The sequence below is a fragment of the Rhodococcus sp. C1 genome, from assembly GCF_020809065.1.
Classification (GTDB): Bacteria; Actinomycetota; Actinomycetes; order Mycobacteriales; family Mycobacteriaceae; genus Rhodococcus_F; species Rhodococcus_F qingshengii.
Window position 1 is genome coordinate 3049627 of the sequence record NZ_CP078080.1, and the last position, 23858, is coordinate 3073484.

At 64.5% G+C, this 23858-nt stretch carries 22 protein-coding genes; 21 read left to right on the forward strand and 1 reads right to left on the reverse strand.

Translation table 11 applies throughout. The annotated features are described in order from the left end of the window. Positions 1 to 28 precede the first annotated feature (28 nt). The 11 genes from KTR60_RS14160 to aroQ all read left to right on the forward strand — a co-directional run bounded on the left by KTR60_RS14160 (position 29) and on the right by aroQ (position 11807). A complete protein-coding gene (locus KTR60_RS14160; RefSeq protein WP_390890724.1) occupies positions 29 to 1375 on the forward strand; it encodes a replication-associated recombination protein A in 1347 nt (448 codons plus the stop codon). Between the two features lie 77 nt (positions 1376 to 1452). Further along, on the forward strand, positions 1453 to 4125 hold the full coding sequence (gene alaS / locus KTR60_RS14165) for an alanine--tRNA ligase (RefSeq protein ID WP_019748361.1): 2673 nt from the start codon (positions 1453 to 1455) through the stop codon (positions 4123 to 4125). A gap of 2 nt (positions 4126 to 4127) precedes the next feature. Next, positions 4128 to 4661, forward strand: a complete 534-nt coding sequence (ruvX, locus tag KTR60_RS14170) for a Holliday junction resolvase RuvX (protein WP_003944838.1) — start codon at positions 4128 to 4130, stop codon at positions 4659 to 4661. Continuing rightward, positions 4658 to 5968 carry an endolytic transglycosylase MltG gene (gene mltG / locus KTR60_RS14175; RefSeq protein WP_003945033.1) on the forward strand — a complete coding sequence of 437 codons (1311 nt, stop codon included), beginning with the start codon at positions 4658 to 4660 and terminating at the stop codon, positions 5966 to 5968. The genes ruvX and mltG overlap by 4 nt, the downstream gene beginning before the upstream one ends. Further along, positions 5958 to 6797, forward strand: a complete 840-nt coding sequence (locus KTR60_RS14180) for a shikimate dehydrogenase (RefSeq protein ID WP_228402245.1) — start codon at positions 5958 to 5960, stop codon at positions 6795 to 6797. Before mltG ends, KTR60_RS14180 begins: the two co-directional genes overlap by 11 nt. Positions 6798 to 6877: 80 nt before the next feature. Beyond that, complete coding sequence (locus tag KTR60_RS14185; RefSeq protein ID WP_081557840.1) at positions 6878 to 7501, forward strand: prepilin peptidase; 624 nt, start codon at positions 6878 to 6880, stop codon at positions 7499 to 7501. Positions 7502 to 7726: 225 nt separating this feature from the next. Then, a complete protein-coding gene (locus KTR60_RS14190; protein ID WP_007728030.1) occupies positions 7727 to 8425 on the forward strand; it encodes a S1 family peptidase in 699 nt (232 codons plus the stop codon). 111 nt (positions 8426 to 8536) lie between these two features. Beyond that, a complete protein-coding gene (gene aroC / locus KTR60_RS14195) occupies positions 8537 to 9724 on the forward strand; it encodes a chorismate synthase (protein ID WP_063316721.1) in 1188 nt (395 codons plus the stop codon). Between the two features lie 13 nt (positions 9725 to 9737). Continuing rightward, positions 9738 to 10247 (forward strand): shikimate kinase, encoded by a 510-nt coding sequence (locus KTR60_RS14200; RefSeq protein WP_030536425.1) that lies wholly within the window; start codon positions 9738 to 9740, stop codon positions 10245 to 10247. A gap of 25 nt (positions 10248 to 10272) precedes the next feature. After that, positions 10273 to 11382 carry a 3-dehydroquinate synthase gene (gene aroB, locus KTR60_RS14205; protein ID WP_003944873.1) on the forward strand — a complete coding sequence of 370 codons (1110 nt, stop codon included), beginning with the start codon at positions 10273 to 10275 and terminating at the stop codon, positions 11380 to 11382. Continuing rightward, positions 11379 to 11807 carry a type II 3-dehydroquinate dehydratase gene (gene aroQ, locus KTR60_RS14210; RefSeq protein ID WP_003944916.1) on the forward strand — a complete coding sequence of 143 codons (429 nt, stop codon included), beginning with the start codon at positions 11379 to 11381 and terminating at the stop codon, positions 11805 to 11807. The genes aroB and aroQ overlap by 4 nt, the downstream gene beginning before the upstream one ends. Before the next feature lie 87 nt (positions 11808 to 11894). Here the strand turns inward: aroQ and KTR60_RS14215 are convergent, their stop codons facing one another. Next, positions 11895 to 12503, reverse strand: a complete 609-nt coding sequence (locus KTR60_RS14215; protein WP_019748369.1) for a B-4DMT family transporter — start codon at positions 12501 to 12503, stop codon at positions 11895 to 11897. Between the two features lie 111 nt (positions 12504 to 12614). On the opposite strand from KTR60_RS14215, the gene KTR60_RS14220 reads away from it, so the two are divergent. The 10 genes from KTR60_RS14220 to pyrF all read left to right on the forward strand — a co-directional run bounded on the left by KTR60_RS14220 (position 12615) and on the right by pyrF (position 23814). Next, positions 12615 to 13709 carry a M24 family metallopeptidase gene (locus KTR60_RS14220; RefSeq protein WP_218749352.1) on the forward strand — a complete coding sequence of 365 codons (1095 nt, stop codon included), beginning with the start codon at positions 12615 to 12617 and terminating at the stop codon, positions 13707 to 13709. A gap of 34 nt (positions 13710 to 13743) precedes the next feature. After that, positions 13744 to 14307, forward strand: a complete 564-nt coding sequence (gene efp / locus KTR60_RS14225) for an elongation factor P (protein WP_003944958.1) — start codon at positions 13744 to 13746, stop codon at positions 14305 to 14307. Next, the gene (gene nusB, locus KTR60_RS14230; protein WP_007728014.1) at positions 14308 to 14805 is read left to right on the forward strand and encodes a transcription antitermination factor NusB; all 498 of its coding nucleotides are present in this window, start codon (positions 14308 to 14310) and stop codon (positions 14803 to 14805) included. Positions 14806 to 14978: 173 nt separating this feature from the next. After that, positions 14979 to 15620 (forward strand): bifunctional pyr operon transcriptional regulator/uracil phosphoribosyltransferase PyrR, encoded by a 642-nt coding sequence (gene pyrR / locus KTR60_RS14235; RefSeq protein ID WP_003944977.1) that lies wholly within the window; start codon positions 14979 to 14981, stop codon positions 15618 to 15620. Continuing rightward, on the forward strand, positions 15617 to 16561 hold the full coding sequence (locus KTR60_RS14240; RefSeq protein WP_003944883.1) for an aspartate carbamoyltransferase catalytic subunit: 945 nt from the start codon (positions 15617 to 15619) through the stop codon (positions 16559 to 16561). Before pyrR ends, KTR60_RS14240 begins: the two co-directional genes overlap by 4 nt. Before the next feature lie 26 nt (positions 16562 to 16587). Further along, positions 16588 to 17895 carry a dihydroorotase gene (locus tag KTR60_RS14245; RefSeq protein WP_003944990.1) on the forward strand — a complete coding sequence of 436 codons (1308 nt, stop codon included), beginning with the start codon at positions 16588 to 16590 and terminating at the stop codon, positions 17893 to 17895. Positions 17896 to 17901: 6 nt separating this feature from the next. After that, positions 17902 to 18468 carry a transporter gene (locus KTR60_RS14250; protein WP_003944773.1) on the forward strand — a complete coding sequence of 189 codons (567 nt, stop codon included), beginning with the start codon at positions 17902 to 17904 and terminating at the stop codon, positions 18466 to 18468. Continuing rightward, complete coding sequence (gene carA / locus KTR60_RS14255) at positions 18465 to 19640, forward strand: glutamine-hydrolyzing carbamoyl-phosphate synthase small subunit (RefSeq protein WP_007728009.1); 1176 nt, start codon at positions 18465 to 18467, stop codon at positions 19638 to 19640. The genes KTR60_RS14250 and carA overlap by 4 nt, the downstream gene beginning before the upstream one ends. Next, entirely contained in the window at positions 19640 to 22996 is a 3357-nt protein-coding gene (carB, locus tag KTR60_RS14260; RefSeq protein ID WP_003945010.1) for a carbamoyl-phosphate synthase large subunit, read from the forward strand. The genes carA and carB overlap by 1 nt, the downstream gene beginning before the upstream one ends. Beyond that, positions 22993 to 23814: an orotidine-5'-phosphate decarboxylase gene (gene pyrF, locus KTR60_RS14265; protein WP_054828348.1), complete on the forward strand. Its 822-nt coding sequence runs from the start codon at positions 22993 to 22995 to the stop codon at positions 23812 to 23814. The genes carB and pyrF overlap by 4 nt, the downstream gene beginning before the upstream one ends. The last annotated feature ends 44 nt before the right edge of the window (positions 23815 to 23858 follow it).

A 23858-nucleotide genomic window follows, 5' to 3' on the forward strand; every position in this document is an offset into this window, starting at 1 on the left:
GTTCGAGGCAACTCCGGAGGAATCCGCGATCGTCGACGAACCAGATGTCGTGTCTGTAGCCGAGCGCGCCCTGTCCTCGGTGCCGCCCGGAGCTCCTCTGGCTGTCCGCATGCGTCCGCTCACTCTTGGTGAAGTTGTCGGTCAACAGCACTTACTCGGGCCCGGCGCGCCACTCCGCAGAATGGTCGAGGGGTCCGGCGCCGCATCGGTACTTCTGTACGGACCTCCCGGCACCGGCAAGACCACGCTCGCATCGTTGATCTCGGGTGCTACCGGCCGCCGGTTCGAGGCTCTGTCGGCTCTGTCCGCCGGAGTCAAAGAAGTCCGCGGTGTCATCGAACTCGCGCGCCGCCGCCTGCTGAACGGCGAACAAACCGTCTTGTTCATCGACGAGGTTCATCGCTTCTCCAAGACCCAGCAGGATGCCTTGCTCGCCGCGGTCGAGAACCGCATCGTGCTCTTGGTCGGCGCGACCACCGAGAACCCGTCGTTCTCGGTCGTCTCCGCTCTGTTGTCGCGCTCGTTGGTCCTGCAACTGCAATCGCTCACCGCTGCGGATGTCCAGGAACTGCTCGAGCGCGCTGTCGCCGACGAACGCGGGTTCGGCGGAGCGATCACGATCGACGACGACGCGATGGAACACCTCGTTCGTCTGGCGGCCGGCGACGCCCGCCGAGCCCTGACGGCACTCGAGGCTGCCGCCGGGGCTGCACTGGACACCGCAGGTGACGCTCCGGGCCCGGTGGTGCTCGACCTCGCGACCGTCGAGGCCAGTGTCGACAAGGCCGCGGTTCGGTACGACCGTGCCGGAGATCAGCACTACGACGTCATCAGTGCATTCATCAAGAGCATTCGTGGATCAGACGTCGACGCCGCCCTGCACTACCTCGCACGGATGCTGACCGCGGGCGAGGACCCTCGCTTCATCGCACGGCGTCTGGTGGTTCACGCCAGCGAAGACATCGGCATGGCTGATCCGATGGCGCTGCAGACTGCCACTGCCGCGGCGCAGGCAGTGCAGCTGATCGGTATGCCGGAGGCTCGTCTGGCGCTGGCACAGGCCACCATTCATCTGGCGACGGCTCCCAAATCGGGTGCGGTCATCGCCGCACTCGGCGCGGCCATGGCCGACGTGGCCGCCGGAAAATCCGGACTGGTACCGCCGCACCTGCGTGACGGGCACTACAAGGGCGCCGAGCAATTGGGCAACGCAGTCGGATACAAGTACCCGCACGACACACGTGATGGTGTTCTGCGGCAACAGTATCCACCGGACGATCTGGTGGGTGTCGACTATTACCAGCCCACCGCGCACGGCAACGAGCGGGAGATCGCCGATCGGGTGAGCAAACTTCGCCGAATAGTTCGTGGCTGACGCCTGCCAGGTTCCACCGGCCGACGCGTTAGTCTGGACACCCATAGCTCGACGCTCTTGAAGGTAAGGACCGGTTAGTGCAAACCCACGAGATCCGCAGGCGATTCCTCGACCACTTCGTCAAGGCCGGCCACACCGAGGTGCCCAGCGCCTCGCTGATTCTCGACGACCCGAACCTTCTGTTCGTCAACGCGGGCATGGTTCCGTTCGTGCCGTTCTTCCTCGGGCAGCAGACGCCGTCCTACTCACGGGCGACGTCCGTGCAGAAGTGCGTCCGCACCCTGGACATCGAAGAGGTCGGCATCACCACCCGCCACAACACCTTCTTCCAGATGGCGGGCAACTTCTCCTTCGGTGACTACTTCAAGAAGGAAGCCATCTCCCACGCCTGGCAGTTGCTGACAGGTTCGGTCGAGGACGGCGGATACGGCATCGATCCCACGCGCCTGTGGGCCACCGTCTACCTCGACGACGACGAAGCGTTCTCGATCTGGCGCGACGAGGTAGGAGTGCCCGAAGAGCGCATCCAGCGCCGCGGCATGAAGGACAACTACTGGTCCATGGGCATTCCCGGGCCGTGCGGCCCCTGCTCGGAGATCTTCTACGACCGCGGCGCCGAATACGGCGTCGAGGGTGGCCCCGAAGCCGACGAGGATCGCTACATCGAGATCTGGAACCTCGTGTTCATGCAGAACGAGCGCGGCGAGGGCACCAACAAGGGCGACTACCCGATCCTCGGACCGTTGCCGAAGAAGAACATCGACACCGGCATGGGCGTCGAGCGCGTTGCGTTCCTCCTGCAGGGCGTCGAAAACGTCTACGAGACAGATCTTCTCCGCCCCGTCATCGACAAGGCCGCCGAACTGACCGGCAGTGTCTACGGGACCGACCACACTTCAGACGTCCGTTTCCGCGTCATCGCCGACCACGCACGCACCGCAGCGATGTTGATCGCCGACGGTGTAAATCCGGGCAACTACGGCCGCGGCTACGTCCTGCGCCGGTTGCTGCGTCGCATCGTGCGTTCGGCCAAACTGCTCGGCAGCGAGCAGCCCACCATGCGCGAGTTCATGATCGTCGTCCGCGACACGATGGCGCCGTCGTACCCGGTTCTGGAAACCGACTTCACGCGCATCGAGAACGTTGCCGTCGGCGAGGAGACCGCGTTCCTCAAGACGCTGGCTTCGGGTTCTGCTCTGTTCGAGAATGCTGCCGAGACGGTCAAGTCGTCCGGAAAGTCGGTCATCGCCGGCGATCAGGCGTTTGCACTGCACGACACCTACGGCTTCCCGATCGACCTCACGCTCGAGATGGCGTCCGAGGCCGGTCTCACCGTGGACGAGGACGGCTTCCGCACGCTCATGGCCGAGCAGCGCAAGCGCGCCAAGGACGACGCTCAGGCTCGTAAGCACGCCCACGCCGACCTCACGGTCTACAAGGAACTGCTCGACCGAGGCGCCACCGAGTTCACCGGTTTCGACGAGCTGGTCTCCGAGGCTCACGTCCTCGCACTGATCGTCGACGGCGTCCGTGTCCCGGTCGCGAAGGCCGGTCAGGACGTCGAGGTCATCCTCGACCGCAGCCCGCTCTACGCAGAGTCCGGTGGACAGATCGCCGACATCGGTTCGCTCACCGCGCCGGGCCTCGAAGCCAAGGTCAACGACGTACAGAAGATCGCCAAGAAGGTCTGGACGCACAAGGTGACGGTGCAGAAGGGCGAGATCACCGAGGGCGACGTCGTGCTCGCGCACGTCGACGCCGAGTGGCGCAAGGGTGCAACCCAGGGGCACTCCGGCACCCACATGGTGCACGCGGCGCTGCGTCAGGTGCTCGGCCCCAACGCGGTGCAGGCGGGCTCGCTCAACAAGCCGGGTTACCTCCGCTTCGACTTCTCGTGGCAGGGCGCGCTGTCCGACTCCCAGAAGCAGGACATCGAGGCACTCACCAACGAAGCCGTGGCGTCGAACTACGCGGTCAACACATTTGTCACGGATCTCGACAAGGCCAAGGCGATGGGTGCGATGGCACTCTTCGGTGAGAACTACGGCGACGAGGTTCGCGTCGTCGAAATCGGCGGCCCGTTCTCGATGGAACTGTGCGGTGGCACTCACGTCGGAAGCTCCGCACAGATCGGTCAGGTAACGCTGCTCGGTGAGCAGTCGGTCGGCTCCGGAATCCGACGCGTCGAGGCGTACGTCGGTTTGGACTCCTACCGCTACCTCGCCAAGGAACGCGCGCTCCTGGCCGGACTCTCCTCCTCGCTGAAGGTTCCTTCGGAAGAGGTGCCCGCCCGCGTCGAGGCGCTCGTCGAGCGACTCAAGGTGGCCGAGAAGGAACTCGAGCAGACAAAGGCCAAGGCTGTGCTGGCGTCGGCAGGCGAGTACGTCGCCAAGGCCAAGCGCATCGGCAGTGTCCTCGTCATCGCCGAGCCTGCTCCCGCCGGAGTCGGCGGAAACGACCTGCGCAGCCTCGTCACGGACATCAAGGGTCGCCTCGGCTCCGAACCTGCCGTCGTAGCTCTGCTCGGTGACGTCGACGGCAAGGTTCCGTTCGTGGTCGCCTCGAGCAAGGCAGCTCAAGGTCTCGGTGTGAAGGCCGGCGAGCTGGTCGCGTCGTTCGGTCCCAAGATCGGCGGCCGCGGCGGCGGAAAGCCCGACATGGCCCAGGGTTCGGGTTCGGACTCCGCAGGAATCCCGGCGGCGCTCGATGCGATCCGGGACAGAGTCGGAGAGCTGGCGGGCGGCAGCTGACGGTGGTGGCTACGCAACAGGGTCCCGATCGCCCCGGCATCGACGACCCTGGTCGCGGGCGGCGCATCGCCATCGACGTGGGCAGTGTTCGCATCGGCGTCGCGTCCAGCGACCCCGACGGCATCCTCGCGACACCGGTGGAAACGGTTCCACGCTCGAAGGAGCGTGGGCCCGACGCGCCGGATATCCGGCGCATTATCGCCATCGTGTCCGAATACGAGGCCGTTGAGGTTATCGTCGGACTGCCACAGACGCTGCGCGGTGAGCAAGGTAAAGCCGCCGGTATCGCGACTGCATTCGCCAAACGACTGCAGCGGGCCGTCGAACCGATCCCGGTGAGACTGTCCGACGAACGACTGACGACCGTCACGGCTGCGCGCAATCTCCGCGAAAGTGGAGTCAAGGCACGCGGCCAGCGACCGATGATCGATCAGGCTGCGGCGGTGGAAATCCTGCAAGGCTGGCTGGACGAGCGGAGTAGAGCTGTGAAACCAGGGGAGTCGTCGAAGGACGCTGCACTGGAGGGCGATCTGTGAACGCGCGGTGGGATGAGGGCGGCGGAAGCCGGCCCACCAGTTCGTTCGACTTCGACAACGACGAGACCATGGTCATGCGTGCACTGCCGCAGAACATCGATCCGCCGCACATGTCGCGAGCCGAGGCACGCAAGCAACGCGAAGCGCGCAACAAGCGCGCCAAGCGTGGCAAGAAGGTCGGCGTTCTCGCCCTGCTGGTGTTGGTGATCGCAGTCCTCGGTGTCGGTGCATACGGCGCTCTCTGGTACATGGATCGCAACAAGACCGCGGAGGATTTTGCCGGCCCCGGCGGCGCACCCGTGGTCATCCAGATCAACAGTGGAGAAACCGCATCGGAGATCGGTGCGACGCTCGAGGCGAAGAACGTCGTCGCGAGTTCCGCTGCTTTCTACAACGCGGCGATCGCCAATCCGTCTGAGATCCAGAAGGTGCAACCCGGCTTCTACCAGGTGCCGGTGCAGAGTAGCGCCGCGAGCGCACTCGACACCTTGGTTGCCCCGGACTCCCGAGTCGGCAGTGTTGTCATCGCCGAAGGGCGTCAGCTGCACGACAGTTCGGACGCGCAGACCGGCTCGCTCAAGAAGGGCATCTACAACCTCATTTCCGAGGCGAGTTGTGTCGGCCCGGTTTCCGCTCAGAAATGTGTCTCGACAGACGAATTGAACACTGCGGGAGCATCTTCCGATCTGGCTTCGCTCGGCGTGCCGGACTGGGCGATGTCGTCGGTCAAGAGCGTGCCGGACAAGGACCGTCAGCTCGAAGGCCTGATCGCCGCCAGCAGTTGGGATTTCGATCCCACTGCTACGCCCACCGAGATCCTGCGGTCGTTGGTCGAGGGTAGCGCCGCCAAGTACGAGGCCACGGGAATTCTGACAGCCGGCAGCGGGGTCGGAATGTCTCCGTACCAATTGTTGGTGGCAGCGTCGCTGGTCGAGCGTGAGGCGTTGCCCGCAGACATGGCCAAGGTCGCGCGGGTGATCGTCAACCGACTCGCAGTCGATCAGCCTCTGCAGTTCGACTCCACGGTCAACTACTCACTCGACACCACCGAGGTCGCAACCACGGATGCCGACCGTGAGCGCGTCACGCCGTGGAACACGTACGCAATGCCGGGTCTGCCTGCAACGCCCATCGCTTCGCCGAGCATCGACGCGCTGAAGGCCGTGGAATCGCCGGCGGCTGGTGACTGGTTGTACTTCGTCACGATCAACAAGGAAGGCCAGACGCTCTTCACCAAGAGCTACGAGGAGCATTTGGCCAACATCGAACTGGCACAGCAAAGTGGGATTCTCGACAGTGGACGGTAGTACCGCGACTTCGCTCGCGACGCCCCGTAAGGCGGCAGTTCTCGGAAGCCCGATCGCTCACTCGAAGTCCCCGTTGCTGCATCTTGCGGCGTACGCGGCTTTGGGGCTGAGCGATTGGACCTACGAGCGGATCGAATGCACCGGCGATCAGTTGCCTGCCCTCGTCGACTCACTCGGCCCCGAATGGATCGGCCTCTCGGTGACGATGCCGGGCAAGATCGCAGCACTCGAATATGCCACCGAACGCACACCGCGAGCGGTGACCATCGGCTCGGCCAACACCCTGGTTCGCATCGACGGCGGTTGGCGTGCCGACTGCACGGACGTCGACGGAGTCAGCGGTGCGTTGATCGCCGGCGGTGTCGGCGATCTCAGCGGCACTTCGGCGGTAGTTGTCGGCGCGGGCGGCACCGCGCGGCCGGCATTGGTCGCGTTGGCCGACATGGGAGTTCGGACGGTCACCGTGGTCGCGCGTGATCCGGGGCGCGCATCCGGTGCCATCGAATGCGGCGGCGCGGTCGGGTTGGACATTGATCTGGTCGCCTTCGACGACGCACGGCTAGGCGGGATCTGCGCCGAATCCTCGGTCTTGGTCAGTACCGTTCCCGCGGAAGCGGCAGCGCCCTTTGCCCAGCAATTGGGGAAGGCGCGATTTGTCCTCGACGCGATCTACAACCCCTGGCCGACGCCACTTGCTTCGGTTGTCGAGGCGGCCGATGGAACGGTGATCGGTGGCCTCGAGATGTTGCTCAATCAGGCCTTCGGGCAGGTAGAGCAGTTCACGGGCAAGCCCGCTCCGCGAGAGGCGATGGCAGCCGCTATCGCTTAGGTCTGTTCACAGTGTCGAGGTAGTCCACAAGACGATTCGTAGTCTGCCGCTGGCGAACGGCAGACGCCAAGCTCGAAACCATGTGGACGTTGATGGTCTTGGCAGGCTCGGGGGTAGTCGCTGGTTTCGGAGCTCGGGCGATCGTCGACAATTGGTTGCGGCGACACGGTTATCGACCAGTCGTGACTTTCTGTTGTGTGCCGCAGTGCGCCGTCGCAACAGGCTGGGTTGTCGTCGGTGCGCTGAATACCTCGGTGGTGCAGTTATTTTCCGGTCTCGCCGTGGTGTGGTGGTGCGTCGCGATCTCGACTGTCGACCTGGCTGTGCGTCGGCTGCCCAACAGTTTCACGCTGCCGGGCTACGCCGTCGTGATGGTCTACGCGACGGTGTCGGGAACGGTGTGGGTGGCGGTGGTGGGGTCGGCACTGCTCGCCGGAATCCACCTCCTGGCGCACGTGATGTCGCCTGGTTCCATGGGCGTCGGCGATGTGAAGCTCTCGCTTCCTCTGGGCGCCGTGACCGGATTGGTGGGAGCGGACGCCTGGCTGTGGTCGTTGGTGTCTGCCTCGGTGCTCACCGCAACGCTGGGCACCGCGCTGGAACTGCGAAGACGAGGGCTGGTAGCCCACAATTCGCCCATTGCGCACGGACCCTCGATGTGCCTGGCAGCCTGCGGTTCGATTGCGTTTGCCTGGCTGACGTGACGAGTGCAACATCCGCGAGAAGTCTGGCGTTATTGACCGTTCAACGACGGACGGTGAACTGCAGGAAAGACGTAACCGTCGGTTTCATAAATGCGGGTATTGCCAGCGCGCGGTCCCAGTATGCGGCGAGTCGGACTTGCCGAATGTCCACACCCTGACGTTCACTGAGGTTTCGGAAATGGGACAAAACGAATCTCGTTTCGCACTCGATTATCGGGGGAACCTATGCGCACAAGGCTTTTCGTCGCTGCGGCAGCCTGTTTGGCGGCTGTGGCTGCAGGAGCGGGCGTCGCCGGCGCCGCGCCTGCACCTTCATCGGTGGCACTGGGCGGGGGCTCAGGAATCCTGCTGCCGGACGTGGATCACTCCGATCCTGACCGAGTTGCAGCATGCACGTTGACCGCGGTCGGCTACGACAACGCCGGTTCTCTCGTGGCACTCACCGCCGGACACTGCGGAGTTGTCGGGGACCGGGTGTTCGCCGAGTACCTGCCCGAGGCCGGACCCATCGGTCGGTTCTCTTACTCGAGTCCGGTCTCGGACATCGCCGTGATCGATCTCGACGACGCCAAGGTAGCTCCGCTGCGTACCGTCGGCGGCACGACGATCAACGGAATCGGCGCCCCGCCGGCCCCGGGCACGATCGTGTGCAAGGAAGGCCGTTCGACCGGCAACACGTGCGGTATCACCTGGGGTTACGACTCCGTCTACGGTGAGATCGTCGAGCACACGTGCTCGATTCCCGGTGATTCCGGTGGACCGCTCGTCGTCGGTGACCGCCTGGTGGGCTTGATCAGCAACGGCTACCCGCCGTACTGCTTCGAGCCGCTTCCGCCGCCGTTCCACGCTCCCGACAACTCGGCGGACATCAACATCGGTTTGGCTGACATCAACGCAAACGGTGGAGGATTCCGCCTGTTCTAGACCCACAGGTACCTCTGAGATGGCCCACACGCCTCGTGCGTGTGGGCCATCTGTGTTCACCGGGAGGACCACTGTGACAACTGAGGTCTGCGACGTGGAAAGATGGTCGGCGTGCTGCGTTGGATAACTGCCGGAGAATCCCATGGTCCCGCCCTCGTCGCGATGCTCGAGGGCATGGTCGCGGGGGTCGAAGTGACCTCTGAGGCCATCTCGTCCGAACTTGCCCGTCGTCGACTCGGTTACGGCCGTGGCGCACGGATGAAGTTCGAGGCCGACAAGGTCACCATCATCGGCGGTGTCCGCCACGGATTTACGCTCGGTGGCCCCGTGGCCATCGAGATCGGCAACACCGAGTGGCCCAAGTGGGAAACCATCATGTCCGCCGACCCGGTCGACCCGGACCTGCTCGCCGATCAGGCTCGCAATGCCCCGTTGACGCGCCCGCGTCCCGGACACGCCGATTACAGCGGCATGCTCAAGTACGGCTTCAACGACGCGCGTCCCGTCCTCGAGCGCGCCAGCGCTCGCGAGACCGCAGCCCGCGTGGCCGCTGGAACCGTCGCACGGTCCTTCCTGCGTCAGGTATTCGGTGCCGAGGTCGTTTCACACGTTATTTCCATCGGTGCTTCCGAGCCGTACGTCGGACCCGTGCCGGCGGGCAAGGATCTCGACGCGATCGACGCGAGCCCGGTCCGCGCATTCGACAAGGCTGCAGAAGAGTCGATGATCGCCGAAATCGAATCGGCGAAGAAGGACGGCGACACCCTCGGTGGCGTGGTGGAGGTCGTCATCCACGGCCTGCCGGTCGGACTCGGCACTTTCGTCAGCGGCGCCGAGCGTCTCGATTCACGACTTGCTGCTGCTCTCATGGGAATTCAGGCCATCAAGGGCGTTGAGGTCGGTGACGGCTTCGAGACCGCGCGACGTCGTGGCAGCGAAGCTCACGACGAAATCCGCCCGGGCCCGGACGGCATCGTGCGCTCCACGAACCGCGCAGGCGGAATCGAAGGTGGCATGACCAATGGTGAGGCTCTTCGAGTTCGCGCCGCGATGAAGCCGATCTCGACGGTTCCGCGCGCTCTGGCGACGGTCGACATGGAGAGCGGCGAGGAAGCGGTTGCCATCCACCAGCGCAGCGACGTGTGCGCGGTTCCGGCCGCCGGCGTCGTCGCCGAGTCGATGGTCGCGCTTGTCGTGGCTCAGGCTGCACTCGAAAAGTTCGGTGGTGATTCCATTGCTGAAACCACTGCCAACTACCGTCGTTACGCCGAGGGCATCGCAGCCCGACCGCCTCGATAGGACTCACGTATCGATGAAGCCGAAGGCTGTACTCATCGGTCCGCCCGGTGCCGGCAAATCGACCATCGGTCGACGTCTCGCGCAGGCACTCGAACTCGAATTGGTCGATACCGACGCCGAGATCGAACGGACCACGGGTAGGACGATCCCGGAGATCTTCACCCATGACGGAGAGCCTCGGTTTCGTGAGATCGAGGAATCGGTGGTTCGCGAAGCGTTGCAGGCCACCGACGGAATCGTCTCGCTCGGCGGTGGTGCGATCCTCTCCGATCGCACGCGCGAACTGCTCCAGGGGCACACGGTCATCTACCTCGAGATCAGTGTCGCCGAAGGGCTTCGCCGCACTGGGGCGAACAATCATCGCCCGCTGCTGGCCGGCGGAGATCCCAAGGTCAAGTACCAGGAGTTGATGAGGCGTCGTCGTCCGCTGTACCGGCGTTCGGCCACGATTCGGATTCGGACCGACGGCCGAAGTCCGGCGCGTGTCGTCGGGCAACTGGTGTCGAAACTTCAAGACAAATGAACAACCGGAGCGGAGTAGTGGAGCAGTGACCGAACCCGTACGTGTAGAGGTGAAGACCGCAAGTCCTTACCCGGTCGTGATCGGCCGCGGCCTGCTCGGTGATCTCGTTGCCGAGTTCGACGGCGCGCGCACTGTCGCGATCTTCCATCAGCCGCCGCTGGCAGAGACCGCGGAGGCCGTACGGGCTGCGTTGGCGGAGAAGGGAATCGACGCCCACCGTATCGAGATCCCCGATGCCGAGGACGGCAAGGATCTTGCTGTCGCGGGCTTCTGCTGGGACGTGCTCGGCCGGATCGGCCTGACTCGCAGCGACGCGATCATGAGTTTGGGCGGGGGAGCGGCGACCGACCTCACCGGCTTCGTCGCGGCTACGTGGATGCGCGGTGTCAAGGTAGTTCACGTCCCCACCACCTTGCTCGCGATGGTCGACGCAGCAGTGGGCGGCAAGACCGGTATCAACACCGAAGCGGGCAAGAACCTCGTCGGTTCGTTCCACGAACCGGGAGCGGTGTTCATCGATCTCGCGACGCTCGAGACTGTGCCGCACAACGAGATCGTTGCAGGCATGGCCGAGGTCATCAAGACCGGATTCATCGCCGACCCGGTGATCCTGGATCTCATCGAAGCCGATCCCAAGGCAGCTCTCGATCCGTCGGGAACTGTTCTGCCCGAGTTGATTCGGCGCTCCGTAGAGGTCAAGGCCAAGGTCGTGGCCGCGGATCTGCGCGAGTCGGATCTGCGCGAAATCCTCAACTACGGCCACACCCTCGGCCACGCGATCGAACGTCGTGAGCGCTACAAGTGGCGCCACGGTGCCGCTGTCTCCGTCGGCCTGGTCTTCGCTGCCGAACTCGGACGGCTCGCGGGCCGACTCGACGACGCCACCGCGGATCGTCACAAGTCGATCCTCGATCTCGTCGGGCTGCCGACGTCGTACGACGGTGATGCGTTCGGCGATCTGATGAAGGGAATGCAGACCGACAAGAAGAACCGTGCCGGGCTGCTGCGTTTCGTGGTCCTCGACGGACTGGCCAAGCCGGGTCGCCTCGAGGGGCCGGATCCGAGTCTGCTGGTTGCGGCGTACTCCGCGATTGCCCGCGATGCGCGGCCGGCCGGCGGAACGGTCCTGTTGTGAGGATCAACGTCGTCAACGGACCCAATCTGGGGCGTCTGGGTAAGCGTCAGCCCGAGGTCTACGGCGCGACCACACACGACGATCTGATCGAATTGTGCGTCGCGGCAGGCAAGGAGCTCGGCGTCGAGGTGATCGTCCGTCAGAGCGATCACGAAGGCGATCTGCTCGGTTGGATCCACGACGCGGCGGACGCGGGGGAACCGGTGATCCTCAATGCCGGTGGCTTGACGCACACGTCGGTGGTCCTGCGAGATGCATGCGCCGAACTGACCGCAGGTCTCGTCGAGGTACACATCTCGAACGTTCATGCGCGAGAAGAGTTTCGGCACCACTCCTACCTGAGTCCGATTGCGACCGGAGTGATCGTCGGACTCGGCGTCGCCGCGTATCCGCTTGCGATCAGGTTCCTCGCCGAGCGAGGCTGAACGAGGGAAGTCGAAAAAACAGCCACACGAATGCGGCCCCGAGGAAAATATCCTCGGGGCCGCATTCGGTTGTGTGGACGGTGGGCGTTACTGCTCGCGCTTGCCCAGATCGATCGCCGGGAAGACCGCGGTATCGGCGTCGGATTCCTCGACGGACATCGCGGCTCCGCTGTATGCGTGCTGCTCGGTGGGGGAGTCGTAGCCCTCGCTGACGGGCACCGGTTCGTGGTGACGCTCGTGGGACGGGGTCTGCGGAGCTGTTCCGTTCTTGCGCTGTTCACGGCTGACGAAGAAGCGTCCGACGGTGATGGCGATCATGGCGGGGACGAAGATGAGAAGGATCGTGAACGCCGCACCGGAGGTCACCTCGAAGAACAAGCCCTGCTGGGTGAGTTCGAGGGAGGGGACCAGGCTGAGTGCCCAGCTGGCAGCGCCGGCGACGAACCCGCCGACCAATGCGGCCTTGAGCCACAGCATGGTCAGATCGGCGCCGTCCTCGGGTTCGGGGAAATTCCGGCGGTCACGAATGCCGTCGATACCACCCCAGATCGCGGCGAAGACGATGACGATCAACAGGGACAGCCAGCGCAGGGTGGACCCCTGAAGTGGCCACTGTGCGATCGCTGCACCGAGCAACGCACGAAACACAACATGTATCAGGGCCATGCCGAGGCCACGTACCAACCACGCATTCATGGGTACAGCCTAACTAGAACCCATTACACCTTGTGGCCTAACCCACACTTATTGCTGTAACCGCGAGTTTCGAGTTGATCGGCAGGTCTGCGCGGGCGGTAGGTTCGAGGGATGCCGGTCGACTTCAGAACACGCCGTGAATCCCTCAGACGCCTCCTCTCGGAGCGCAAACTCGACGCGATTCTCGTCACAGATCTCCTCAACATCAGATACCTCACCGGTTTCACCGGTTCCAATGCGGCGCTCGTCGTCAGTGCATCCGATTCAGCGTCCGACGAGCGTGAGACGGTGATCTGCACCGACGGCCGCTACGTGACGCAGGTGTCAGAGCAGGTGCCGGACCTTCGGGCCGAAATCGCCCGTTCGAGTGCTGCGCACTTGATCGAGAAGTCCACGGCGCCCGTTCTCGCGTTCGAGTCACATGTGGCGACGTTCGCCGAACATCGGGCTTGGACCGAAGCAGCGCCGAAGATCCGGTTCGAACCGGTGAGTGGACTCGTCGAACAATTGCGCATGGTCAAGGACGAGTACGAGGTGGAGTTGTTGCGAGCCGCGTGCACCGCAGCCGATGTCGCGTTGGCGCAGTTGATCGCTCGCGGCGGTCTGCGACCTGGCCGAACGGAACGAGAGGTCGGCCGCGAGCTGGAAAATCTGATGCTCGACAACGGGGCGGACGGTATTTCCTTCGAGACGATCGTGGCGGCCGGCGCCAACTCGGCGATTCCGCATCACCGACCGACCGATGCGATCCTGGCGTCGGGTGACTTCGTCAAACTCGACTTCGGCGCCCAGGTCGGTGGGTACCACTCGGACATGACACGGACCTACGTGCTCGAGTCCGTTTCCGATTGGCAACGGGAGATTTACGAGCTCGTCGCGCGTTCGCAAGCTGCCGGTTGCGACGCGCTTGCGCCGGGTGTCGAATGTGCGGCAGTCGACGCCGTCGCCCGTGCGGTGATCGACGATGCAGGCTACGGCGAGTTGTTCCTGCACGGCCTCGGCCACGGTGTGGGGCTCGAAATCCACGAAGCACCGGGGATCGGCAAGCTCGGCACCGGTACACTTCTTTCCGGCGCGGCGGTGACCGTCGAGCCGGGCGTGTACTTCTCCGGGCGCGGAGGTGTACGGATCGAGGACACGCTCGTTGTTCGTGAGCAGGGGCCAGAGCTGCTCACACTGACCGCAAAAGACCTTACCGTCGTCTGAGACGGTTTCCCGACCCCTAGGAGACGCGAAGCAAGTGGCTTCCACCAGTGATTTCAAGAATGGTCTGGTTCTGCAGATCGAAGGCCAGCTGTGGACGATCATCGAGTTCCAGCACGTCAAGCCCGGCAAGGGCCCTGCCTTCGTGCGCACCAAGCTCAAGAACGTGCTCTCGGGCAAGGTAGTGGACAAGACGTTCAACGCCGGTGTGAAGGTCGAGACCGCCACGGTCGACCGTCGTGACATGACGTACCTGTACCACGACGGCAGCGACTACATCTTCATGGACGGCGACACCTACGACCAGGTGTCGATCAGCGAGTCCACCGTCGGCGACCAGTCGCGTTTCCTGCTCGAGAACATGGCAGTCCAGGTCGCGACCCACGAAGACGTTCCCCTCTTCGTCGAGCTTCCGGTCACCGTCGAGCTCGTCGTCAAGCACACCGATCCGGGCCTGCAGGGCGACCGCTCCACCGGCGGCACCAAGCCTGCCACCCTCGAGACCGGTGCCGAGATCAACGTCCCGCTCTTCATCAACACCGGTGACAAGCTCAAGGTCGATTCCCGTGACGGCAACTACCTCGGGCGTGTGAATTCCTGAGTGTCCGGCACACATAAGAAACTCGGTGCACGCCACAAGGCGCGCAAGCGTGCCGTCGACTTCCTCTTCGAAGCCGAGGCACGTGACCTCGATCCGGTCGCACTGGCGTCGGAGCGTTCTGATCTGTCCGTCAAGGACGACGCGGTAGCACCCGTCGCGGCCTACACCGTCACGTTGGTGTCCGGCGTTGCGGAGAATCTGGACCGGATCGATCAGGTCATCTCCTCGCATCTGCAGGACTGGACGCTCGAGCGTCTGCCCGCCGTCGACCGTGCGATTCTGCGTATCGCCGTGTGGGAGCTCTTCCACGCGACGGACGTTCCGCCGGTTGTCGCCGTGGACGAGGCCGTCGAACTCGCGAAGCAGCTCTCGACGGACGACTCTCCGGGATTCGTCAACGGAATCCTCGGCCAGGTCGTTCTCGTTGCGCCGCAGGTTCGATCGGCTGCGGCCGCGACCTCCCAGCGCGCGCAGGAATCGGATTCGGGTACCGAGTAGCAAGTTTTGTTCCACCACCGCCGTGCGAGTGTCACCGTGCGCGTTGTGTGTCTGCACACAACCGGTCGGAGTCGCTGCTCGCACGGCGGGATCAGGTCTGTCGGCTGATAGGGTGGGGACCGTCAGACATCCTTTAACGATCCGTCCAGTGAGGCGGAGAAGGAGGTCGCTGCATGAGCGTGCCCGAAGGGTCTCGCCCATCCGATCTTGCAGGTCCAGGTAACTCGAAGGCGCCGGTCGGTGCCGAGGCAGGTAGCGAAACCCGCGAATTGTTGTCCGCCCAGGATGTGGGCCGGACCATCGCGCGGATCGCTCACGAGATCATCGAGAAGACCGCACTCGACGGACCCGAGGGAACTGCCCCTCGTGTGGTCCTGATCGGGATCCCGACGCGTGGAACCACCCTCGCCACGCGACTGCGCGCCAAGATCGAAGAATTCTCCGGTGTGCGACTTCCCATCGGATCTCTCGACATCACCCTCTACCGCGACGATCTCCGGAACAAGCCGCACCGCCCGCTCGAGCGCACGTCCGTCCCCGAAGGTGGCGTCGACAATGCGCTGGTCGTTCTCGTGGACGACGTCCTCTTCTCCGGTCGCACCGTGCGCTCGGCACTTGACGCGTTGCGCGATCTGGGCCGCCCCCGCGCGGTCCAACTCGCAGTGCTCGTGGATCGTGGTCACCGCGAACTCCCGCTGCGCGCCGACTACGTCGGCAAGAACGTCCCGACCGCGAGGTCCGAGGACGTCAAGGTTCTCCTCCAGGAGCACGACGGCAGGGAAGCGGTAGTCATCTCCGGGGGTAAGAGCGCGTGAAGCACCTACTTTCCATCGCGGACCTCGATCGTGAGTCCGCGGTAGAACTTCTCGACGAGGCAGAACGGTTCGAGCAGGCACTTCTGGGACGAGAGGTACGCAAGCTCCCGACGCTGCGCGGACGCACGGTCATGACGGTGTTCTTCGAGAACTCGACGCGCACCCGGGTGTCTTTCGAGGTGGCAGGCAAATGGATGAGTGCCGACGTCATCAATGTCAGCGCATCCAGTTCCTCGGTGTCCAAAGGTGAATCCCTGCGCGATACCGCGATGACCCTGCGCGCGGCCGGTGCCGACGCACTCATCGTGCGCCACCCGGCTTCGGGCGCCGCCCACCAGATCGCAAAGTGGACCGGAGCGGCCGACGACGGTGGCCCGGCAGTCATCAACGCAGGTGACGGCACGCACGAGCACCCCACTCAGGCGCTTCTCGACGCTTTGACCCTTCGCCAGCGTCTCGGCGACATCGAGGGCAAGCGGATCGCCATCGTCGGCGACATCCTGCACAGCCGTGTCGCCCGCTCCAACGCACTGCTGCTCTCGATGCTCGGTGCCGAGGTTGTTCTTGTTGCGCCGCCGACACTGCTGCCGGTCGGTGCGCACACGTGGCCGGTCACGGTCTCGCATTCGCTCGACGCGGAACTGCCCGGACTCGACGCGGTGCTGATGCTGCGTGTTCAGGCCGAACGCATGAACGGTGGCTTCTTCCCGTCGCAGCGCGAGTACTCGATCAACTACGGCCTGTCCGAGAAGCGGCTGGCGATGCTGGCCGATCACGCGGTGGTCCTGCACCCCGGCCCGATGCTGCGCGGCATGGAGATTGCATCCGCCGTTGCCGATTCCTCCAAAACTGCTGTACTGCAACAGGTTACCAACGGCGTACACATGCGCATGGCTGTCTTGTTCCGACTGCTGGTCGGGTCGGAGGACGGTGCGCTGTGACCAGAAACGAGAATGGAGAATCACCCGTGAGTGTCCTGCTCCGCGGAGTCCTGATCTACGGAGAAGGTGAGCCCACCGACGTACTCGTCGGCGACGGCACGATCCTCGAGATCGGCGTGGACCTCGATCCGGCCACGGCATCCGAGGTGATCGATGCCGGCGGGCAGATCCTGCTTCCCGGCTTCGTGGACCTGCACACACATCTGCGTGAGCCCGGCCGCGAAGACACCGAGACCATCGAAACCGGAAGCTCGGCAGCGGCTCTGGGTGGATACACCGCGGTCTTCGCGATGGCCAACACGAGTCCCGTCGCCGATTCGGTGGTCATCACCGATCACGTCTGGCGACGCGGGCAGGAAGTCGGCCTCGTCGACGTCCACCCCGTCGGCGCAGTCACAGCGGGCCTGGAAGGCAAGCAACTCGCCGAGATGGCGACCATGGCCGCAGGCGTCGGCAAGGTCAAGATGTTCTCCGACGACGGCCACTGCGTCTACGACCCACTGATCATGCGTCGCGCGCTCGAATACTCCAGTTCACTGGGCGTCCTGATCGCCCAGCACGCGGAAGAGCCGCGCTTGACCGTCGGTGCGGTCGCCCACGAGGGCCCCACGGCCGCGCGTCTCGGCCTGGCCGGATGGCCGCGCGCAGCCGAAGAATCGATCGTGGCCCGCGACGCACTGCTCGCGCGTGACGCCGGCGCCCGCGTTCACATCTGCCACGCCTCCACCGCCGGAACCGTCGAACTCGTGAAGTGGGCTCGCAGCCAAGGGATTTCGATCACCGCCGAGGTCACCCCGCATCACCTGCTCCTCGACGATTCACGGCTCGAGACGTACGACGCGATCAACAAGGTCAACCCGCCCTTGCGTGAGGCCAGTGATGTTGCCGCGCTGCGCAAGGGTCTGGCCGAGGGAATCATCGACTGCGTCGCGACCGACCATGCTCCGCACGCCGAGCAGGACAAGTGCTGCGAGTTCGCAGCCGCTCGCCCTGGAATGCTCGGCCTCGAGACCGCACTCTCGATCATCGTGCAGACGATGGTCCAGCCCGGCTTGTTGGACTGGCGCGGTGTTGCCCGGGTCATGAGCGAGCGCCCCGCGGCAATCGTCGGCCTCGACGATCAGGGCCGTCCCATCGAGGTGGGGGAGCCCGCGAACCTGACATTGGTCGATCCGTCGGCCGAGTGGACGGTCCACGGTCCCGACCTGGCGAGTGTCGCGCATAACACTCCGTACGAGTCGATGACATTGCCCGCTCGGGTCACGACCACACTGTTACGTGGCCGCATCACCGCACACGACGGGAATGTGCGGCTGCGGAGTAGCGAGGAGTAGCGCGTCATGGACAGAGCACTGTGGATCATCGGTCTGGCGATCTTCTGGGTCGCGATGATCGGCCTGATGTACGTCGGCTGGCGTGGACGCGCTCGACGCCAGAAAGACAAGATCGGCGAACTGCCGACGGTACCGGCAACCCTGGGTGAACTGCTCGTCCTGCCGACCACCGGCCTGTACGTCGGCAGCACCATCGCACCCAGTTGGCAGGACCGAATCGCCGTCGGCGACCTCGGTTTCCGCGCCACCTGCGAGATCAGCCGCTACAGCGGCGGAATTCTGGTCGAGCGTGACGGCGCGTCGGCCATCTGGATTCCGGAGAAGTCGATCCGCGCGATCCGCACGGAGAACGGTCTTGCCGGCAAGGTCATGAGCAAGGACGGCGTCCTGGTGATTCGCTGGGAATTGCCGAGCGGAACCGAGATCGACACGGGCGTGCGCGGTGACGACAAGACGGTTTATCCGGACTGGGTCAAGCCGGTGACTGCTTCGAACAAGACCGCTTCGAACAAGACGAATGACAACGAAGACGCAAGCTCTGGCGACATCGAGCAGAACGGAAAGAACGCATGAGCGGCTTTGACAACAGCCCCGCAGTACTGGTCCTCGAAGACGGACGGGTGTTCCGCGGAACCACCTTCGGTGCGGTTGGACAGACCCTGGGCGAAGCGGTGTTCAGCACCGGAATGACCGGCTACCAGGAAACGCTCACCGATCCCAGCTACCACCGCCAGATCGTCGTCTCCACCGCACCGCAGATCGGCAACACCGGCTGGAACGACGAAGACGACGAGTCGGTCGGACCGACCGGCGAGCGTGCCGGCGCCAAGATCTGGGTTGCCGGGTACGTCGTTCGTGACCCCTCGCGCGTCACCTCGAGCTGGCGTGCAACCGGTTCGCTCCAGGCCAAGCTCGAAGAGCAGGGCATCGTCGGAATCGCCGGGATCGACACCCGCGCCCTGGTTCGCCACCTGCGTACTCGCGGTTCGATGAAGGCCGGAATTTTTTCCGGTGAAGCCATCGCCGCCGATGACGAACTGGTCCGACGGGTTCAGGATCAGCCGACCATGCTCGGCGCCGATCTTGCCGGTGAGGTCAGCACCACCAGCGGCTACGTCGTCGAGCCGAAGGGCGGGGAGGCGCTGTACACGGTTGCCGCCATCGACCTCGGTATCAAGACCAACACCCCGCGCATGTTCGCCGAGCGCGGTATTCGCGTCCACGTGTTGCCGTCCAACGCGAGTCTCGAACAGATCCTCGACCTGAAGGCCGACGGAGTGTTCCTCTCCAACGGTCCCGGTGACCCAGCCACCGCCGACGGCGCAGTCCACCTCACGAAAGAGGTCATCGGACAGGGCTTGCCGCTGTTCGGTATCTGCTTCGGCAACCAGATCCTGGGCCGCGCCCTGGGCCTGAGCACCTACAAGATGAAGTTCGGCCACCGCGGAATCAACATCCCGGTGATCGAGCATCAGACCGGTCGCATCGCGATCACCGCTCAGAACCACGGCTTCGCGCTCGAAGGCGAAGCCGGTCAGGAATTCGACACCCCGTTCGGCCGCGCGGTGGTCAGCCACACCTGCGCCAACGACGGAGCCGTCGAAGGTGTTCGCCTGCTGGACGATTCGGCCTTCTCGGTGCAGTACCACCCCGAGGCGGCAGCCGGCCCGCACGACGCCGCGTACCTCTTCGACCGCTTCACCAGCCTGCTCTCCGCACGGAAAGAAACCGGAGTCAAGAACTAATGCCACGCCGTACAGATCTCAAGCACATCCTGGTAATCGGCTCCGGTCCGATCGTCATCGGTCAGGCCTGCGAGTTCGACTACTCGGGCACCCAGGCCTGCCGCGTCCTCCAGGAGGAGGGCCTGCGCGTCAGCCTGGTCAACTCCAACCCGGCCACCATCATGACGGACCCCGAGTTCGCCGACGCCACGTACGTCGAGCCGATCACGGCCGAGTTCCTCGAGAAGGTCATCGCCAAGGAAGCCTTGCAGGGCAACAAGATCGACGCCGTCCTCGCGACGCTCGGCGGTCAGACTGCGCTCAACGCCGCAGTGGCGCTGCACGAGCAGGGCATCCTCGAGAAGTACGACGTCGAACTGATCGGCGCCGACTTCGACGCCATCCAGCGCGGCGAGGATCGCCAGAAGTTCAAGGACATCGTCGCCAAGGTCGGTGGCGAATCCGCGAAGTCCGCAGTTTGCTACACGATGGACGAAGTACACGCCACGGTCGCCGAACTCGGTTACCCGGTTGTCGTGCGTCCGTCCTTCACCATGGGCGGCCTCGGTTCCGGCATGGCGTACGACGTCGACGATCTCAACCGCATCGCCGGTGGCGGTCTGGCCGCGTCGCCGACGGCGAACGTCCTGATCGAGGAATCCATCCTCGGTTGGAAGGAATACGAACTCGAGCTCATGCGTGACAGTCGCGACAACGTCGTGATCGTCTGCTCCATCGAGAACGTCGACCCGGTCGGTGTCCACACCGGAGACTCGGTCACCGTCGCCCCGGCGATGACGCTGACCGACCGCGAGTACCAGGCGATGCGCGACCTTTCCATCGACATTCTGCGTGAGGTGGGCGTCGACACCGGCGGCTGCAACATCCAGTTCGCGATGGACCCGAAGGACGGCCGCCTGGTCGTCATCGAGATGAACCCGCGTGTCTCCCGCTCGTCGGCTCTGGCGTCGAAGGCGACCGGTTACCCGATCGCGAAGATGGCGGCCAAGCTTGCCATCGGCTACACGCTCGACGAGATCGTCAACGACATCACCAAGGAAACCCCGGCTTGCTTCGAGCCGACGCTCGACTACGTCGTCGTCAAGGCTCCGCGGTTCGCTTTCGAGAAGTTCCCCGGTGCCGACGGAACTCTGACCACCACGATGAAGTCGGTGGGCGAGGCCATGAGCATCGGCCGCAACTTCACCGAGGCTTTCGGCAAGGTCATGCGTTCGCTCGAGACCAAGCGTGCGGGTTACTGGACCGGCGCCGACATCGAGACGGAGAGCCTGGATGCACTGCTCGCCGATCTGAGCGTTCCGCAGGACGGCCGCATGTACGGCATCGAGAAGGCATTCGCGCTCGGCGCAACTGTCGAGCAGCTCTTCGACGCCACCAAGATCGATCCGTGGTTCCTCGACCAGTTCCAGCAGATTCACGAGCTCGGTGAAAAGCTGCGCGCTGCAGAGTCTTTCGACGAGGCTTCCCTGCGTCAGGCCAAGTACCACGGCATCTCGGACCGCCAGATCGCGGCTCTGCGCCCCGAACTCGGTGGTGACACGCACGCAGGTGAGGACGCCGTTCGCGCTCTGCGTGATCAGCTGGGCGTGCGCCCTGTCTACAAGACCGTCGACACCTGCGCCGCAGAGTTCGAGGCCAAGACGCCGTACCACTACTCGACCTACGAGCTCGATCCCGAGGCCGAGTCCGAAGTTGCTCCGCAGACCGAGCGACCCAAGGTTCTGATCCTCGGATCCGGCCCCAACCGCATCGGTCAGGGCATCGAGTTCGACTACTCGTGTGTCCACGCGGCGCAGACGCTGTCCGAGGCCGGGTACGAGACCGTCATGGTCAACTGCAACCCCGAGACCGTCTCCACGGACTACGACACCGCTGATCGCCTGTACTTCGAGCCGCTGACGTTCGAGGACGTCTTCGAGGTCTACCGCGCGGAGGCGCAGTCGGGCACCGTTGCCGGCGTCATCGTCCAGCTCGGCGGCCAGACCCCGCTCGGACTGGCGAAGCGTCTCGAAGCTGCCGGCGTCCCCATCGTGGGAACCAGCCCCGCAGCCATCGACCTGGCGGAGGACCGCGGCGAATTCGGTCGCGTGCTCACCGAAGCCGGTCTGCCTGCACCGAAGTTCGGTACCGCCACCACGTTCGACGGCGCCCGCGAGATCGCGGCAGGTATCGGCTACCCGGTGCTGGTGCGTCCGTCGTACGTGCTCGGTGGTCGCGGCATGGAGATCGTCTACGACGAGGCTTCCCTCGCCGACTACATCTCGCGCGCCACGGAGATCTCCGACGATCGTCCGGTCCTGGTCGACCGCTTCCTCGAAGACGCGGTCGAGATCGACGTCGACGCTCTGTGCGACGGCACCGAGGTGTACCTCGGCGGCGTCATGGAGCACATCGAGGAAGCCGGCATTCACTCCGGTGACTCGGCGTGTGCGCTCCCGCCCATCACTCTGGGCCGGGCGGATCTCGAGAACGTCCGCCGCTCCACCGAGGCTCTCGCGAAGGGCATCGGCGTCAAGGGCCTGCTCAACGTCCAGTACGCCCTCAAGGACGACATCCTCTACGTGCTGGAAGCAAATCCCCGCGCCAGCCGCACGGTTCCGTTCGTGTCCAAGGCGACGGCCGTCCAGTTGGCCAAGGCATGCGCCCGCGTCATGCTCGGCGAATCCATCGCGGAACTGCGTGCGAGCGGCATTCTGCCGGCGAAGGGCGACGGCGGAAACACCCCGGCCGGTGCACCGATCGCGGTCAAGGAAGCTGTGTTGCCGTTCAACCGCTTCCGCCGCGCCGACGGTACCGGCGTGGATACCTTGCTCAGCCCGGAAATGAAGTCCACCGGTGAAGTCATGGGAATCGACTTCGACTTCGGTACGGCTTTTGCCAAGTCGCAGACTGCCGCCTACGGTTCGTTGCCCACCACGGGCGCGGTGTTCGTCTCGGTCGCCAACAAGGACAAGCGTTCGCTGATCTTCCCGGTCAAGCGCCTGGCAGACCTCGGATTCACCATTCTTGCCACCGAAGGAACCGCAGATGTTTTGCGGCGCAACGGTATCGAGTGCAAGCAGGTGTACAAGCAGTCGGGTGAAGATGTTCCGGCCGGTGCCGAGACCATCGTCGACCAGATCCGCAGCGGCGAGGTCGCCATGGTCATCAACACGCCGTACGGCAACAACGGCCCGCGTGTCGACGGCTACGAGATCCGAAGCGCAGCGGTTGCGTCGAACATCCCGTGCATCACGACGGTGCAGGGCGCCTCGGCTGCCGTGCAGGGCATCGAAGCAGCCATTCGCGGCGACATCGGAGTTCACTCCCTGCAGGAATTGCACGCAGGTCTTCGTCAGCCGGCACAGCAGTCGTGAGTCACAGTTGGGGGCAGCGTCTCCGGTCCGCGATCGCGGACCGGGGGCGGCTGTGCGTCGGTATCGACCCGCATCCCGCGCTTCTCGACGCGTGGGGACTGCCGCGTACGGCCGAAGGTCTCGAGACTTTCGCCGAGATCTGCGTCGAGGCCTTCACCGGTGAGGTCGGACTGGTCAAACCGCAGGTTGCGTTCTTCGAGGCTTACGGCAGCGCCGGCTTCGCCGTGTTGGAGCGGACCATCTCGGTTCTTCGCGATGCGGGAACGCTGGTCGTCGCGGATGCCAAGCGCGGTGACATCGGTTCGACGATGGACGCGTACGCGCAAGCCTGGTTGGGTGATTCGCCGTTGGCCTCCGACTCGGTCACCGTTTCGCCGTACCTGGGATTCGGGGCGCTGACTCCGACACTCGAACTGGCACGGCAGAACGCACGCGGGATCTTCGTCCTGGCACGAACCTCCAATCCGGAAGGCGGCGTACTTCAACAGTCGTCGGCTGACGGTGTGAGCGTGGCTCAGTCGATCGTCGACGCTGCGGTCGATGCGAACGTCGACGGCCGTGACACCGTCGGACTGGTGGTCGGTGCAACTCGGGACCACGGTCTGGACCTGTCGCAGTTCAACGGCCCGATTCTCGCTCCGGGACTCGGCGCGCAGGGTGCGACGGCAGCGGATCTCGCAGACATCTTCGCGGGATCGACCGAGCTCCTGCTGCCGAACACTTCCCGCGGGGTGCTCAAGCATGGTCCTTCGGTATCGGCACTTCGGGAGGCAGCAATGCGTGACCGAGACGAGATCGAAGCCGCATTGGCGAACTGATCCGTGAGTGACCTCGAGGCTCGTTCGAGCGGTGGAACCCGGTG